Below are 12,204 nucleotides of genomic sequence, written 5' to 3'. Positions count from 1 at the left end.
GACGCCTTCCGTCCGTGCCGACCACCGTATTCCGGACGACGCCGTGAACGGCTCCGGGCGGATACCGGAATCACCATGTGTCGCCGAGCGGGCGGATCACGTCGACAGCGCATTTTGTGCCGATTTCATCCCGCCGCATCGACCCGCCGGTTTGCCTGCCTCATATCTGACGGAGGAGCCGATCAAGCGTGCGGCGCCCCAGGCGGCTCAGCGGCGGACTCGACGTGACGTAGTACCAGACCAAGCCCATGGCCTGCTGGAACGCCCATGCCATGCCCCGGGACCACTCGATGTCACCAGAGCCCAGCGCCTTCCGCAGTTCTGCTCGTGGTCCGTGGTCGAGGAGGTGCCACGCGGCCACCAGATCAAGAGCGGGATCGGCCGGGCCGAACCCGCCACCGTCGAGGACCCCGGTGAGGCGCCCGTTGTCGACCAGCACGTTGCCGGGAATGAGGTCCCCGTGTGACATCACGTCGGCCCCGGCCCTGGGCAGTTGTCTGAACTCGCTCCACAACTGTTGTAGCGGCTCGACGTCCAGCAGCCCGGCGGATTTCCGGAAGCACGTCTGCATCCACTCGTCGTGGTCTTTCAGGTTGCCGCCACGGTGGGTTCCGGAAAACGTGCGCCCTCGCGTGTCCGTTGCGCGGAGTGCGCCGATGAAGCAGGCAAGATCGCGAGCGAAAGCCTCGGAACCGCTGGGGTCGTCGTCCGACGCCACGCGACCGTGGACCCAGGTCTGGACCGTCCACGGCAAGGGGTAGCCCTCTCCGGGGTGACCGAGCGCGACCGGTTCAGGCGTCGGAACCGGGCTGCACCGTGCCAGTTCACGAGCCGCGGAGGCCTCGGCCACCAACCGGCGTCGGGTCTCGTCCGGATCCAGTGCACGCAGCGGGAAACGGGCGGCGAGTTCGTCGCCGACACGGTAGATCGCATGAACGGTGCCATCGGCGGCGACCGCACGGATCGGCAGGTGCCGCCACTGCGGAAACTGGTCGGTGATCAGCCGGTGAGCGACCGCGGGAGCTACCCGCACCTCGTCGCTGTGCATCACGTGGGCAAGTATCGCGAAGACGACCGGACGGCACGTCCGATTTCGATCGCCCCCGACGGCGGCTGGTCTCACGCCGCGGCGATCCGGAATCACCCTCACCACGAGCCGGTTGCCCCGAGCATGACGACCAGGATCGTGGCCACCGCGTTCGGCGGCCCGGAGGTACTCGCAGCAGTCGACGCCGACGTACCGACACCCGGCGACGGCGAGGTCACCATCGAGGTCAGAGCCGCGGCGATCAACCCGGTCGACTACAAGCGCTTCAGTGGCGCCATGGGCGCGGACCCGTCGCTCCTCCCGCTCGCCGTGGGCAACGAGCTCGCCGGGGTGGTGACCGCCGTGGGCCCGAACGCCACCGGTCGCGACGGGGCGCTGGCCGTCGGCGACGAGGTGATCGCCTACCCCGCGCCCGGCGCGTACGCCGCCGCGATCACGCTCCCGGCGGCGAACGTGGTGCACAAGCCGGCGCAGCTGCCGTGGGCGGAGGCGTCCGGGATCATGCTCACCGGAGCCACGGCGGTGCACACACTGACCGTGGTCGGGGTGACCGCGGGCGACACGGTGCTGATCCACGGCGGGTCCGGAGGTGTCGGCCAGCTCGCCGTGCAGCTCGCGGTCGCGGCAGGCGCCACCGTGGTCACCACCGCGAGCGCCCAGCACGACGATCTGCTGCGGAGCTACGGCGCGATCCCGCTCCGCTACGGGCCGGGGCTCGCCGACCGGGTACGCGACGTCGCACCGTCCGGAGTGGACGCCGCGATCGACACCGTCGGCACCGCGGAAGCGGTGGACGTCTCGCTGGAGCTCGTGGCCGACCGCGCCCGCATCGTCTCGATCGCGGCGTTCGGGCGCGCCGACACCGGGATCAAGCTCGTCGGCGGCGCCCCCGGAGCCGACCCCGGCACGGAGATCCGCCGCAACGCCTGGCAACAGCTCCTCCCGGCTGCGGCGGCGGGAACGCTGCATGTCGTGGTGGCCCGGACCTTCCCCCTCACGGACGCCGAAGCTGCCGTCCGCCTGGTCGCGGACGGACACGCAGGCGGGAAGGTCGTGCTCCTGCCCTGACCGGCGGGCCGCCCGGCGATCACGGCCCGTCGCTCACCGGGAGCCCCGGACGACGTCGTAGACGGCTCCGACGTAGGCGGCGGCACGGCTCGACCCGAGCAGGTCGGCGTCCATCCGGTTCATGACGTAGCTGATGGTCATCCGGCGGTCGATGTCGGCGATGGCCATCGAGCCACCCCACCCACCCCAGAACGCGATGCGCCCGCCGGGCAGCCACGGCAGCGTGCGCCGGTCGGGCAGGGCGAACCCGATGCCCCACCGGACGTGCAGCCCGTTGACCAGGTCGACGCCGTTCGACTGCTCCCGGAAGATCAGGTCGACCGTGTCCGGGCGGAGCGACGGCCCGGCACCCGAGCCTGTCACCAGCGGCGACAGCACATCCGCCACCGACGCCGCGTTGCCGTGCCCGTTGGCGGCACCGAGGTCCGCGGCTCGCCAGTCCGCCGTGTTCGCGGCGCCGGCGCTGAACGCCGGCCCCGTGAACGTCCGGTAGGCAGCGGAGCCGCGGTCCAGGACCGACGGGTCGACGTCGAACACGGGCACGATGACGTCCGAGACGCGGTGCAGGTCCTTCGTGCTCAGCCCGATCTGGAAGTCCGCACCCAGCGGTGTGGCGAGCCGGTCCCGGACGAGGTCGCGCAACGACGACGCGGTGATCCGCCTTGCCGTTCGCGGCGATCCTCCCCTGCCTGGACTCACCGCAGGACCCGATCATCTTCGAGGGCGTCACCGCCGAGACGGTCGAGATGCTGACGCACGAACGTGAGCGGCTCACCGCCAGGATCGAGGTGCTCACCCGCAACCGGGACGCGGTCGCGCGCTACCTTGACGAACTGCGCCGCCGGTCGGCAGCCGCCCCACGTGAAAGAGGTATCGATGCGGCCCACCGCGACGATGATCAGTGAGTACACTGCCACTCTCTTTACCGGCTACCGACAATTTCTCCTTCAGGACCCCGAATACCCTGAACTCGACGAGGGGCCCCGCACCAGCGAGATCGCGATCGCGGGAACCGGGATGGTCGAGTTCAACTGCGTCGGCCAGTTCCCGGAACCTACCGTCCGGTTCGAAGTCTGGAGCGGCCGACCGATCGGAGGCCCGGTCGACGAGATCCCCGGGTTCGAGGGACTTTTCGACGTCGTCAATCCGCTGGTCGTGCTCGGCTCGCCCACCTCGGCCTCAACCGATCTTGCCATCCCCCTCCCACGCTCCGGACCGTACGCGGTACAAGCGTGGCGGTACCTGCCGGCGGAAAGCAGCGAGTCCCGGATCATTCCTGGAGCACAGGTCGAGCCCGAGGACTGGCTGATCCGCATCTGGCCGCATTGTCCCGATGAATCGGACTGCTGACTCACCACAGCGGTCCGATTCCACCCCGACGTCCACATCGGCTCCGGTTGTGGTGCAACACCCTTCGACGAGGGGCCGAAGAACTTCCCGAAGGCTGGTTCGCCGCATATCGGGTGTTCGCGGTCCGCATGATCGGCATGGAGTCACGGCTCTACGCCGGTGCCGACGTCACCGCCGACCTGCCGTGGCACCGGTTCGTCGTCGCCGACCGGCACCAGGCGGCAGCCGACACCGTGTCCTTCGTCCTCACATCCGACGACGGCGCACCGTTGCCGGACTTCACTCCTGGTCAGTACGTCACCGTCGCCGTGGACCTGTCCGGCAACGGCCGCCGGCTCCGCCAGTTCTACGAGGCCTTCGGCGCCGTCCCCTGGATCCCCTGCCCCGCTGCCTGACCGCCCGACCGGTCCAGGAGAGCCGCCATTTCTCGAAAGGCGTCGGTGGTGCGGGAGTATCGTGCATTTCCATGAAAAAACCGCGGGCCAATTCGCGGGGGGAAACGAGGTCTGCCGAGGGCCTCGGCGCCGATCTGCACCTGGACCGTCTGGACCTGCAGGGCCACGGGCTGCGGGCCTCCCTCATGGATGCCCTGCGTGAGGCCGTGCGGACGGGACGCCTCGCGCCCGGTGTCCGGCTGCCCTCGTCCCGCACCCTCGCCACCGACCTGTCCATCGCCCGCAACACCGTCGCCGACGCCTACGCCGAACTCGTCGCCGAGGGGTGGCTCACCGCCCAGCAGGGCTCGGGCACCCGCGTCGCCCAGCGGTCCGCACCCCGCCGGGCACCGGCGGGCGGCCCGGCTCGCGTCGTGCCCCAGCGACCCACACCGATCCGGACGCCGGGCGCCATCTACAGCCTGCTGCCCGGCAACCCGGACCTCGCGAGCTTCCCGCGTACGCAGTGGCTCGCGGCGGCCCGGCGCGCACTGACGGCCGCGCCGCACGAGGCGTTGGGCTACAGCGACCCGCGGGGCCGCGTCGAACTGCGCACGGCCCTCGCCGACTACCTCGCCCGAGCCCGCGGTGTGTACGCCGACCCGACCGCATCATGATCTGCGCGGGTTTCGCGCACGGGCTGCGCATGATCGGCGCGGTGCTGAGCGCGCGGCGCGTGCGGGCCGTCGCCGTCGAGTCGTACGGCGCCCCCCAGTACCAGGAGCTGCTGACCGAAGCGGGGCTGCGCACCCCCGCCCTCCCGCTCGACGAGGGCGGCACGCGCACGGAGGACCTCGCGCTCCGGGGCGTGGGCGCGGTCCTGCTGACGCCGGCGCACCAGTACCCCACCGGCGGGGCCCTGCGCGCCGACCGGCGGGCCGCCGCCGTCGACTGGGCGCGTGCCACGGGTGGTCTGGTCCTCGAGGACGACTACGACGGCGAGTTCCGCTACGACCGCCAGCCCGTCGGCGCGCTGCAGGGACTCGACCCCGAGCGGGTCGTGTACTTCGGCACCACGAGCAAGTCGCTCGCGCCGGGGCTACGTCTCGGCTGGATGGTGTCGCCCCGGTCGGTGGCTCAGGAGGCGGTCGCGGCCAAGGGCCACGTGGACTGGGCTCCCGGCGCGCTCGACCAGTTGACGCTCGCGGAGTTCATCACGTCCGGTGAGTACGACCGGCACGTGCGGGCCATGCGACTGCGCTACCGGCGCCGCCGCGACGAGCTGGTGGCGGCGATCGCGGAGCACGCGCCCGGCGTCCGCGTGTCGGGCATCGCCGCGGGGCTGCACGCCGTGGTCGAACTCCCGCCGGGCACCGAGCGGTCGGTGATCTCCTCCGCGGCCTCGCAGGGTCTCGCCGTGGAGGGTCTCGAGAGCTTCACCCATCCCTCGGCGGCCGCGCCCGCATCCGACGCGGGCGCGGGACCGGACGGGGAGGGCGCACCTGCGCGGCGCGGGGACGCGCTGGTCGTCGGCTACGCGACGCCGTCGGACAGTGCCTGGTCGGGCGCACTGGCCGCACTGTGCGGGGTGCTGTCGCGCCCGGAATTCGGTTCTAAAATTCATCCATGAACATTTGCGTCTTCCTCTCCGGGGCCGACCTCGACGAGCGCTACACAGGGCCGGCTCGCGAGTTCGCCGAGCTCATCGGAAAGGGCGGCCACACCCTGGTGTGGGGCGGGTCCGACACCGGGTTGATGAAGGTGGTCGCCGACGGAGTACGGGAGACGGGAGGGCGGCTCGTCGGGATCTCGGTCAGCTTCCTCCGGGAGTGGGCCAGGAAGGACGCCGACGAGATGGTGATCGCCGAAGATCTGGCCGCACGGAAGTCGCTGCTGCTCGCCGGAGCGGACGCGGTGGTGGTGATGTCCGGCGGCCTGGGCACGCTGGACGAGGCCACCGAGATCCTGGAGCTGCGGAAGCACAGGCTGCACGACAAGCCGGTGGTGCTGCTGAACACGGCGGGCTTCTACGACGGGTTGATACTCCAGCTCCGGCGGATGGACGCGGAGGGGTTCCTCCCGGTCCCCCTGGCCGAGTTGGTCTTCTTCGCCGACGAGGGCGCCGACGCGCTGGCTCATCTGGAGGAGTCCGTCGGGACGCATTGACTCGTCGCGCCGCCCGCCACCGGCGTCATCGGGAGACGCGATACCGGCGGCGCCGGGCAGCGCCGCCGGTATCGCGACCATCATCGCCGGATCGGCGACCGTGGAAGCTCAGTCGGTGATGACGACGACGCCCGTCGGCTCGCTCAGTGCCTCCACCGTCCGGTCGGCAGCGCGGTCGATGCTGACCCGAGGTTCCGCGGGAAGTCGCTGGTCGTTGTAGGTGCCGGGCCCGTAGAACTGCCCGTAGCGCAGTACGACACCGCCCTCGGCGAGAACGGAACGCTCCAGTTCTGCAACGGCGTCGGCGTCGGGTCCGGCAGGCAACTGCCAGGCGACGCTCTGAGCGAGGATCTTCGGCGAGCCGCTCCCCCGGGCGGCCTCGATCAGGTTCTGGGTTCCCTCGGTGCGGATGCGGGCGTTCAGGGCTGCGAGCGCCCCGATCTGCGTCACGTCATCCGGGAGATCGGTCAGCTCGTTGAGCACGACGTCGGGCTTGAAGTCACGAACCGCCTGGACGAGTGCCGGGCGGTCGAAGACGTCACACAGAATCGGTTCGGCACCGAGGCGGCCCAGTACCTCCATCTTGCTGGACGAGCGCGTCATGCCGCCGACGACGTGCCCGGCCTGAACCAACCGGGGAATCAGTCGCTGTCCGATCACACCGGACGCACCGGCGAGAAAAATTCTGAGACTCATGGGTTTCTCCTGTTCACTGTCGGATGTGCCTGCCGGCCACGTTTGCTCGTGATTCGGCGGCCATGCACCGAACTTAAGGCCGACACGGCGCACACCATGGGTCATTCTCGACCGGATCAGATGGGCCACTCGAGACGCCGGACGGCCCGGGCGCCCGGGGCCCGCAGAATTGGACCACGGAGCCTCCCGGGAAATGGCCCAGAACCCGGCCGGCCCGGCCCGTAGCGTTGCGGACATGACAACGGACAGTCCGAGAGTCGCAGGTGCCGCCACCGTGGGGTGTGGCGGAGCAGGCGCTCCGGATCAGCCGGGAGCGAACTCGAGTGAGATCTCCTCCGGGTCATCGGGAGGGTCGGGCAAGTAGGCCATCTCCCGGTCGTGAATCTCCGCGTATCGCGGCGAGGTTATCCGTACTCGGGCGGCGTTCCATTCCTCCGGTAGTACAACCTCGAATCCCTCTACGAGACCCCAGAACGTGGTTACCACTACGTTCTGGGTGAGCAGGGGCATCAGGAGTGTCTCGGACACCATCCCCCTCCTTCTCCTGAGGTCCGTCAGGCCATCACCGACTGTCGCTTCGAGCAGGACGTCACCAGTGTGGGTGGCAGCCTGGACATGAACCAGTCCTTCGGCGATCACCTCCGCAAACTCAGGAGCATCGCGCACCTCCAACTCAGGGGAGTTGATCGCCTCGAGATTGCCGATGAGAAGGTATCCGTAGGACACGCCCGCCAGAACGTGAAGCACCCAGCCTTCTCCTCTCTGGGGGATCCCTTGCCACCCCCGCCGCATCCTGCGTGATCGTCCGGTAGACGGGAAGTGGCCCGCATTTCTTCCCTGGAAGTGCACCGCGCTCCGGTCCCACTGCCTGCTTAGCGTGAATTCATGAATCGAGAGGGTCCACTCAACCCGTGGCCCGCACTGTGGGCGCTGGTGCTCGGGTTCTTCATGATCCTCGTCGACTCGACGATCGTCTCGGTCGCGACCCCTGCGATCATGGCCGAGCACGGCGCCGACGTGGACTCCGTCGTGTGGGTCACGAGCGGCTACCTGCTGGCCTACGCGGTGCCGCTGCTGATCACCGGCAGGCTGGGCGACCGGTTCGGGCCGCGCCGGGTCTACCTCGCCGGGCTCACGGTGTTCACGCTGGCGTCGCTGTGGTGCGGCCTGACCGGCAGCATCGGTGAGCTCGTCGTGGCGCGGGTCGTTCAGGGCCTCGGCGCGTCGCTGATGAGCCCCCAGTCGTCGGCCATCGTCACGCGGATGGTGCCCGCCGAGAGCCGGGGCAGGGCCATGAGCCTCTGGGGTGCCACTGCCGGGGTGGCCACGCTCGTCGGGCCGATCCTGGGTGGCGTGCTCGTCGACGGCCTCGACTGGGAGTGGATCTTCTTCGTCAACGTGCCGATCGGTGTCGTGGGCCTTGTGCTCGCAGCCCGGCTGGTTCCCGAGCTGACCACCCATGTCCGCCGCTTCGATCTGCCCGGTGTGGCGCTCAGCGCCGTCGGCATGTTCCTGCTGGTCTTCGGGATCCAGGAAGGGCAGGCCTACGCCTGGGGGACGATCACCGGCCCGATCTCGGTGTGGTCGCTGGTCATCGCGGGCCTGGTGGTGATGGGGGGCTTCCTGTTCCGGCAGGCGCGCAACCGCGGCGAGCCACTGGTGCCGCTGGCGCTGTTCCGCGACCGGAACTTCAGCCTCGCCAACATCGCGGTCACACCGGTCGCCTTCGCGGTCACCGCTATGCAGTTCCCGATCATCTTCTACGCCCAGGGCGTTCTCGGGCTCAGCCCCACGGGCTCGGCGTTGCTGCTGATGCCGATGGCCGTCGTCTCCGGCGGTCTCGCACCGATCGTGGGCCGGTGGACCGACCGCTTCCACCCGAGCCTGATCGCCGGGTTCGGGATGGTGTCCCTGCTCGCGGCGCTGCTGTGGCTCGCGGCGATCATCGGGCCGGACACCCCGATCTGGCAGTTGCTGCTTCCGGTCGCGCTGCTGGGCGTGGGCAACGGGTTCACGTGGGGCCCGATCGCCACGACGGCGATGCGGAACCTCCCTCCTGCAAGTGCCGGCGGCGGTGCCGGGATCTACAGCACCACCCGTCAGATCGGAGCGGCCCTGGGCAGCGCGGCCATCGCGGCGCTGATCGGGTCGCGGCTCGCGGCGAACCTCCCGACGGCTGCCGGCGGCGGCAGCCCGGAGACCTGGGGCGCGCGGCTGCCCGAGGCGCTGCACGCCGGTTTCGCCACGGCGATGGCGCAGTCGCTGGTGCTACTCGCTGCGGTGCCGCTGATCGGCCTCGTCGCCGTGCTGGCATTCGCCCGGCCACGGCACCTCCCGCTCGCAGCGGCGCCGACCACCGCCACCGAAGTGGCCCGGGAATCCGCCATGACAATGGACCAGAGCCCGGCCCTACCACGGGCATAACGTTGAGATATGACAATTAATGAAACACAGAAAAGCACGGGCCGCCGTCCGGAACCCGCACCACTCCCGGGCCGGAGGACGCTCACCCTCCCGGCCGGAGTGGCGTTGACCGGTGGCGCGATCACGTTCACGAGTCTCTATCTTGCGGCGGGCGCGCTGACGCCGCTGCTCGTGCTCTACAAGGAGCAGTGGGAGTTCCCGGCGGCGTCTCTCACGCTGGCCTTCGCCGTCTACGCGATCGGCTTCCTCGCCGCTCTCCTCACCCTGAGGTCACTCTCCGACCATATCGGCCGGCGCCCCGTTCTCATCGGTGCTCTGGTCATTCAGCTCGCGTCGAACGTCATGTTCCTCGTCGCTCCCGATATCGGCTGGGTGATCGCCGGCCGTATCGTGCAGGGCATCGCCACCGGCGCAGCATCGAGTGCCCTGACCGCAGCGCTCGTCGAAGTGGCCCCGCGGAACCGGAAGCGACTGGGCACGATCCTCGGCAGTGTCAGCGTGACCGGTGGCCTCGCGGTCGGCTCCTTGCTGGCCGGCCTCGCGATCCAGGTCACGACCACGGCGAATGCCATCGTCTTCGTCGTCCTGACCATCATCACGATCCTCGGGATCGCCGTCATCGCCCTGTCCCCCGAGACCGTGGGCCGCACGCCCGGCGCACTCCGCTCGCTGATCCCGCGCGTCGCCGTCCCGCCGGCCACTCGACGGGAGTTCGCCGCAGCGGCGCCCGTGGTCGCCGCAAGCTGGATGCTCGCAGGCCTCTCGGGCGGCCTCGCCCCGAGCCTGGTTCGCAGTGTCTTCCTCGTGGACAGCGGCCTGATCAACGGCCTGGCCGGGTTCATCGCGCCCGCGACATCGGCCGTCATCGGACTGGCGTTCGCCAAGGTCGACTCCAGGCGCGCGATGACCATCGGCATCTACGCGTCCGTCATCGGGCCCCTGGGCATCATCAGTGGCCTGTTCGCCGGAAGCCTGGGAATCATGTTCATCGGCCAGGCGATCGCCGGCGTCGGCTTCGGCGCATCCTTCACCGCAGCCCTCCGCCTCGTCTTTCCGCTCGCGGAGCCGCATCAGCGGGCCGGGGTCGTCGCCGGCATCTACGTCGTCTCCTACCTCGCCTTCGGCGTGCCCATCGTCATCGCCGGCCAGCTCACGGAAACCCTCGGCCAGGTGCCGACCGTCTCCTGGTACGCGGCGCTGACCGTCCTGCTCGCGCTCATCAGCCTCGTCGCCCAGATCCGCATCACGCACAGCAGCCGCCGCTCCGACCTGTGAACGAGCGACGCAAGCCCGTCGGACCGGTCTCAGCCGAGGTAGAAGTCCTTGCGCGCAGCCACGAACGCCTCGACCGTCTGGGCGGGCACACCGGTCACGCGCTCGACATCGTTGCTCGCGCGGTCGTAGCGATTCTCCCGGTGCAACCGGGCCATGGTCGCGATGTGCTGCTCGGTGTGCGGAGGCAGACCCGCCTGCGCGAGCACCTCGGTGAGCCACCGGTCCAACGGGACGTCCACGTACGACACCGTCCGACCGAGTGCTCTCGTGAACTCCTCGGCCACCCCGTTCATGTCCTGTGTCCGAGGTCCGGTCAGCTCGTAGACGTGACCGACGTGCGGTGCCGGGTCGCGGAGCACGGTCGCCACCACCCGCGCGACGTCGGCCCCGGCGATCGGCGACGTGCGGCCCGTGCCGAACGGCAACGCGAGAGTGCCGTTCTCCCGGATCGTCCGCGCCGCCAGCGTGGTGAAGAGCGGGTTGTCGAGGAACGTCGTCGGGCGCACGTGCACCACCGGCAGGCCCGACCAGTCGAAAACCTGCTCGGCCAGCCAGTGCAGCCGCTGATGGTGGGACTCCGCGGTGCTGGTGGCGGTCATCTGCGACACCGTCATCTGCGACATGTCCACCACGACGTCGAGCGTCCCGAGCTCGCGGGCCACCGTGGCCACCACGGTCGCCGCCAGCAGATGATCCGGCGACACACTCATCCCGAAGTACATCCGCCCGACGCCCTCGAGCGCGGCCGCGACACTCTCGGGCCGGGTGAAATCACCGACGACCACCTCCGCGCCGAGCCCGCGCAACTCATCGGCACGCCCATCGTCGCGTCGGACCAGCGCACGCACCGGTAGCTCCCATGCGAGCAGCTGGTCGAGGACGTCGCGGCCCACGCCGCCACCGCCGGGGACGAGGACCAGGTTGCTCGCAACCATTGATGACACTCCTTCTCGCTCGGGGGTGGCGCTGCACGCGAGTTCCGTTCTTCAGACCTCTCCCACGTGTACGGGCGCCTCACCGGCGTCACAGCCCGGTGTACACCGACGCCACTCGCAGCTGTCAACCGCCGTCCAGCCAGGTCCTGACGTTCTCCCGCATCTCCGCGACGAGCACGCGGCGCCACGCCGTCACGCCCCCGCAGAGCCGAAATGCGCACCACCCAGCTCTCTAGGCTGGAAGTTGTGCCGCAATGCGACCCGTCCGATCGTCCACAGCTTCAGGTCGGCCCACTCCTGCGCGAGCTCGCCGCCCACGACGTCGACTGGGTACTGAGCGGCTCGGCGGTACTCGTGCTCTACGGCGCCACGATCACCCCCAACGACCTCGACGTCGTACCGGGCCTGGACCAGGTGAACCTCGGACGGCTCGCGCGAATGTTCGACAAGCTCGGCGCGGTCCCTGCTCACTTGCCGACCTGGCCAGAAAGCCCGAGTCGTGAGCAATGCTGGCCTGGAGCCCCGACCCTGAACTACCTGTATCTGGGCGAGCCAGCGGTGGGAACGCGCTTGGCGCCGACCTCGACGCCCTGACGATCGCGATGTATTGATCAGGACCTCGTGGCATCAGCCGCAGACCTGTCGCAGCAATTGGCCAGGTCGTCGGTTCGGTATTCACCCGCGGCCGCCGCCACGGACGCACTCCGGCCGGCATCCGCAAGAGCCGTCAGCGACGGGCGGAGCAGACCGCGCCACAGTTCTCCCGGGACGCCGATCGAGGCGTCCTGGCGACGGTAACGGGTTTCATCAACCGGTCTGGTAACTCGCGAGGAGCCGAGGAGCGATATCGCTCGAGCGTCGAGAGCTG

15 protein-coding genes are annotated in these 12,204 nt (G+C 69.7%); 10 read left to right on the top strand and 5 right to left on the bottom strand.

Features of this window, described 5'->3' with window-relative positions; translation table 11 throughout:
* Window positions 1-160 precede the first annotated feature (160 nt).
* Window positions 161-1,048, bottom strand: coding sequence for an aminoglycoside phosphotransferase family protein (locus HF577_RS10370; protein ID WP_169395567.1), 888 nt, complete (start codon window positions 1,046-1,048; stop codon window positions 161-163).
* A 123-nt stretch (window positions 1,049-1,171) separates the two neighbouring features.
* Here HF577_RS10370 and HF577_RS10365 point away from each other — a divergent pair, with 123 nt between their 5' ends.
* Window positions 1,172-2,116, top strand: coding sequence for a quinone oxidoreductase family protein (locus HF577_RS10365; RefSeq protein ID WP_211174058.1), 945 nt, complete (start codon window positions 1,172-1,174; stop codon window positions 2,114-2,116).
* A 33-nt stretch (window positions 2,117-2,149) separates the two neighbouring features.
* Here the strand turns inward: HF577_RS10365 and HF577_RS10360 are convergent, their stop codons facing one another.
* On the bottom strand, window positions 2,150-2,758 hold the full coding sequence (locus tag HF577_RS10360; protein WP_211174057.1) for a serine hydrolase: 609 nt from the start codon (window positions 2,756-2,758) through the stop codon (window positions 2,150-2,152).
* A gap of 20 nt (window positions 2,759-2,778) precedes the next feature.
* On the opposite strand from HF577_RS10360, the gene HF577_RS10355 reads away from it, so the two are divergent.
* From HF577_RS10355 to HF577_RS10335, 6 genes are all read left to right on the top strand, one after another.
* Window positions 2,779-3,021, top strand: a complete 243-nt coding sequence (locus HF577_RS10355; RefSeq protein WP_169395559.1) for a hypothetical protein — start codon at window positions 2,779-2,781, stop codon at window positions 3,019-3,021.
* The gene (locus HF577_RS10350; protein ID WP_169395558.1) at window positions 2,993-3,466 is read left to right on the top strand and encodes a hypothetical protein; all 474 of its coding nucleotides are present in this window, start codon (window positions 2,993-2,995) and stop codon (window positions 3,464-3,466) included. The genes HF577_RS10355 and HF577_RS10350 overlap by 29 nt, the downstream gene beginning before the upstream one ends.
* 128 nt (window positions 3,467-3,594) lie before the next feature.
* The gene (locus HF577_RS10345) at window positions 3,595-3,861 is read left to right on the top strand and encodes a ferredoxin reductase domain-containing protein (RefSeq protein ID WP_211174056.1); all 267 of its coding nucleotides are present in this window, start codon (window positions 3,595-3,597) and stop codon (window positions 3,859-3,861) included.
* Between the two features lie 71 nt (window positions 3,862-3,932).
* Entirely contained in the window at window positions 3,933-4,517 is a 585-nt protein-coding gene (locus HF577_RS39665; protein WP_312859056.1) for a GntR family transcriptional regulator, read from the top strand.
* A complete protein-coding gene (locus HF577_RS39660) occupies window positions 4,514-5,470 on the top strand; it encodes an aminotransferase-like domain-containing protein (RefSeq protein ID WP_312859055.1) in 957 nt (318 codons plus the stop codon). Before HF577_RS39665 ends, HF577_RS39660 begins: the two co-directional genes overlap by 4 nt.
* Complete coding sequence (locus tag HF577_RS10335) at window positions 5,467-6,006, top strand: LOG family protein (protein ID WP_169395556.1); 540 nt, start codon at window positions 5,467-5,469, stop codon at window positions 6,004-6,006. The genes HF577_RS39660 and HF577_RS10335 overlap by 4 nt, the downstream gene beginning before the upstream one ends.
* Window positions 6,007-6,114: 108 nt before the next feature.
* On the opposite strand, the gene HF577_RS10330 is transcribed toward HF577_RS10335, so the two are convergent.
* Both HF577_RS10330 and HF577_RS10325 read right to left on the bottom strand, forming a co-directional pair.
* The gene (locus tag HF577_RS10330) at window positions 6,115-6,831 is read right to left on the bottom strand and encodes an SDR family oxidoreductase (RefSeq protein WP_312859054.1); all 717 of its coding nucleotides are present in this window, start codon (window positions 6,829-6,831) and stop codon (window positions 6,115-6,117) included.
* A gap of 174 nt (window positions 6,832-7,005) precedes the next feature.
* Window positions 7,006-7,449 (bottom strand): hypothetical protein, encoded by a 444-nt coding sequence (locus HF577_RS10325; protein ID WP_169395555.1) that lies wholly within the window; start codon window positions 7,447-7,449, stop codon window positions 7,006-7,008.
* A gap of 138 nt (window positions 7,450-7,587) precedes the next feature.
* Between HF577_RS10325 and HF577_RS10320 the strand changes: the two genes are divergently transcribed.
* Window positions 7,588-9,126: a DHA2 family efflux MFS transporter permease subunit gene (locus HF577_RS10320; protein ID WP_169395554.1), complete on the top strand. Its 1,539-nt coding sequence runs from the start codon at window positions 7,588-7,590 to the stop codon at window positions 9,124-9,126.
* Between the two features lie 99 nt (window positions 9,127-9,225).
* Window positions 9,226-10,401, top strand: a complete 1,176-nt coding sequence (locus HF577_RS10315) for an MFS transporter (RefSeq protein WP_312859053.1) — start codon at window positions 9,226-9,228, stop codon at window positions 10,399-10,401.
* A gap of 29 nt (window positions 10,402-10,430) precedes the next feature.
* Here HF577_RS10315 and HF577_RS10310 read toward each other — a convergent pair whose 3' ends face one another.
* A complete protein-coding gene (locus HF577_RS10310) occupies window positions 10,431-11,336 on the bottom strand; it encodes an NmrA family NAD(P)-binding protein (protein ID WP_169395552.1) in 906 nt (301 codons plus the stop codon).
* 213 nt (window positions 11,337-11,549) lie between these two features.
* Between HF577_RS10310 and HF577_RS10305 the strand changes: the two genes are divergently transcribed.
* Entirely contained in the window at window positions 11,550-11,930 is a 381-nt protein-coding gene (locus HF577_RS10305) for a hypothetical protein (protein WP_169395551.1), read from the top strand.
* The last annotated feature ends 274 nt before the right edge of the window (window positions 11,931-12,204 follow it).

The organism is Pseudonocardia xinjiangensis, from assembly GCF_012911925.1.
GTDB lineage: Bacteria > Actinomycetota > Actinomycetes > Mycobacteriales > Pseudonocardiaceae > Pseudonocardia > Pseudonocardia xinjiangensis.
Note: the sequence above shows the minus strand (reverse complement) of the source record. Positions and strands in the feature narration are given on the sequence as shown.

What these genes read in the sequence shown, in the direction of transcription:
- HF577_RS39665 (WP_312859056.1), top strand. Translation starts at nt 3,933, where the DNA reads ATGAAAAAACCGCGGGCCAATTCGCGGGGGGAAACGAGGTCTGCCGAG.
- HF577_RS10320 (WP_169395554.1), top strand. Translation starts at nt 7,588, where the DNA reads ATGAATCGAGAGGGTCCACTCAACCCGTGGCCCGCACTGTGGGCGCTG.
- HF577_RS10365 (WP_211174058.1), top strand. Translation starts at nt 1,172, where the DNA reads ATGACGACCAGGATCGTGGCCACCGCGTTCGGCGGCCCGGAGGTACTC.
- HF577_RS10370 (WP_169395567.1), bottom strand. Translation starts at nt 1,048, where the DNA reads ATGCACAGCGACGAGGTGCGGGTAGCTCCCGCGGTCGCTCACCGGCTG.
- HF577_RS10335 (WP_169395556.1), top strand. Translation starts at nt 5,467, where the DNA reads ATGAACATTTGCGTCTTCCTCTCCGGGGCCGACCTCGACGAGCGCTAC.
- HF577_RS10310 (WP_169395552.1), bottom strand. Translation starts at nt 11,336, where the DNA reads ATGGTTGCGAGCAACCTGGTCCTCGTCCCCGGCGGTGGCGGCGTGGGC.
- HF577_RS10305 (WP_169395551.1), top strand. Translation starts at nt 11,550, where the DNA reads ATGCGCACCACCCAGCTCTCTAGGCTGGAAGTTGTGCCGCAATGCGAC.
- HF577_RS39660 (WP_312859055.1), top strand. Translation starts at nt 4,514, where the DNA reads ATGATCTGCGCGGGTTTCGCGCACGGGCTGCGCATGATCGGCGCGGTG.
- HF577_RS10345 (WP_211174056.1), top strand. Translation starts at nt 3,595, where the DNA reads ATGATCGGCATGGAGTCACGGCTCTACGCCGGTGCCGACGTCACCGCC.
- HF577_RS10350 (WP_169395558.1), top strand. Translation starts at nt 2,993, where the DNA reads ATGCGGCCCACCGCGACGATGATCAGTGAGTACACTGCCACTCTCTTT.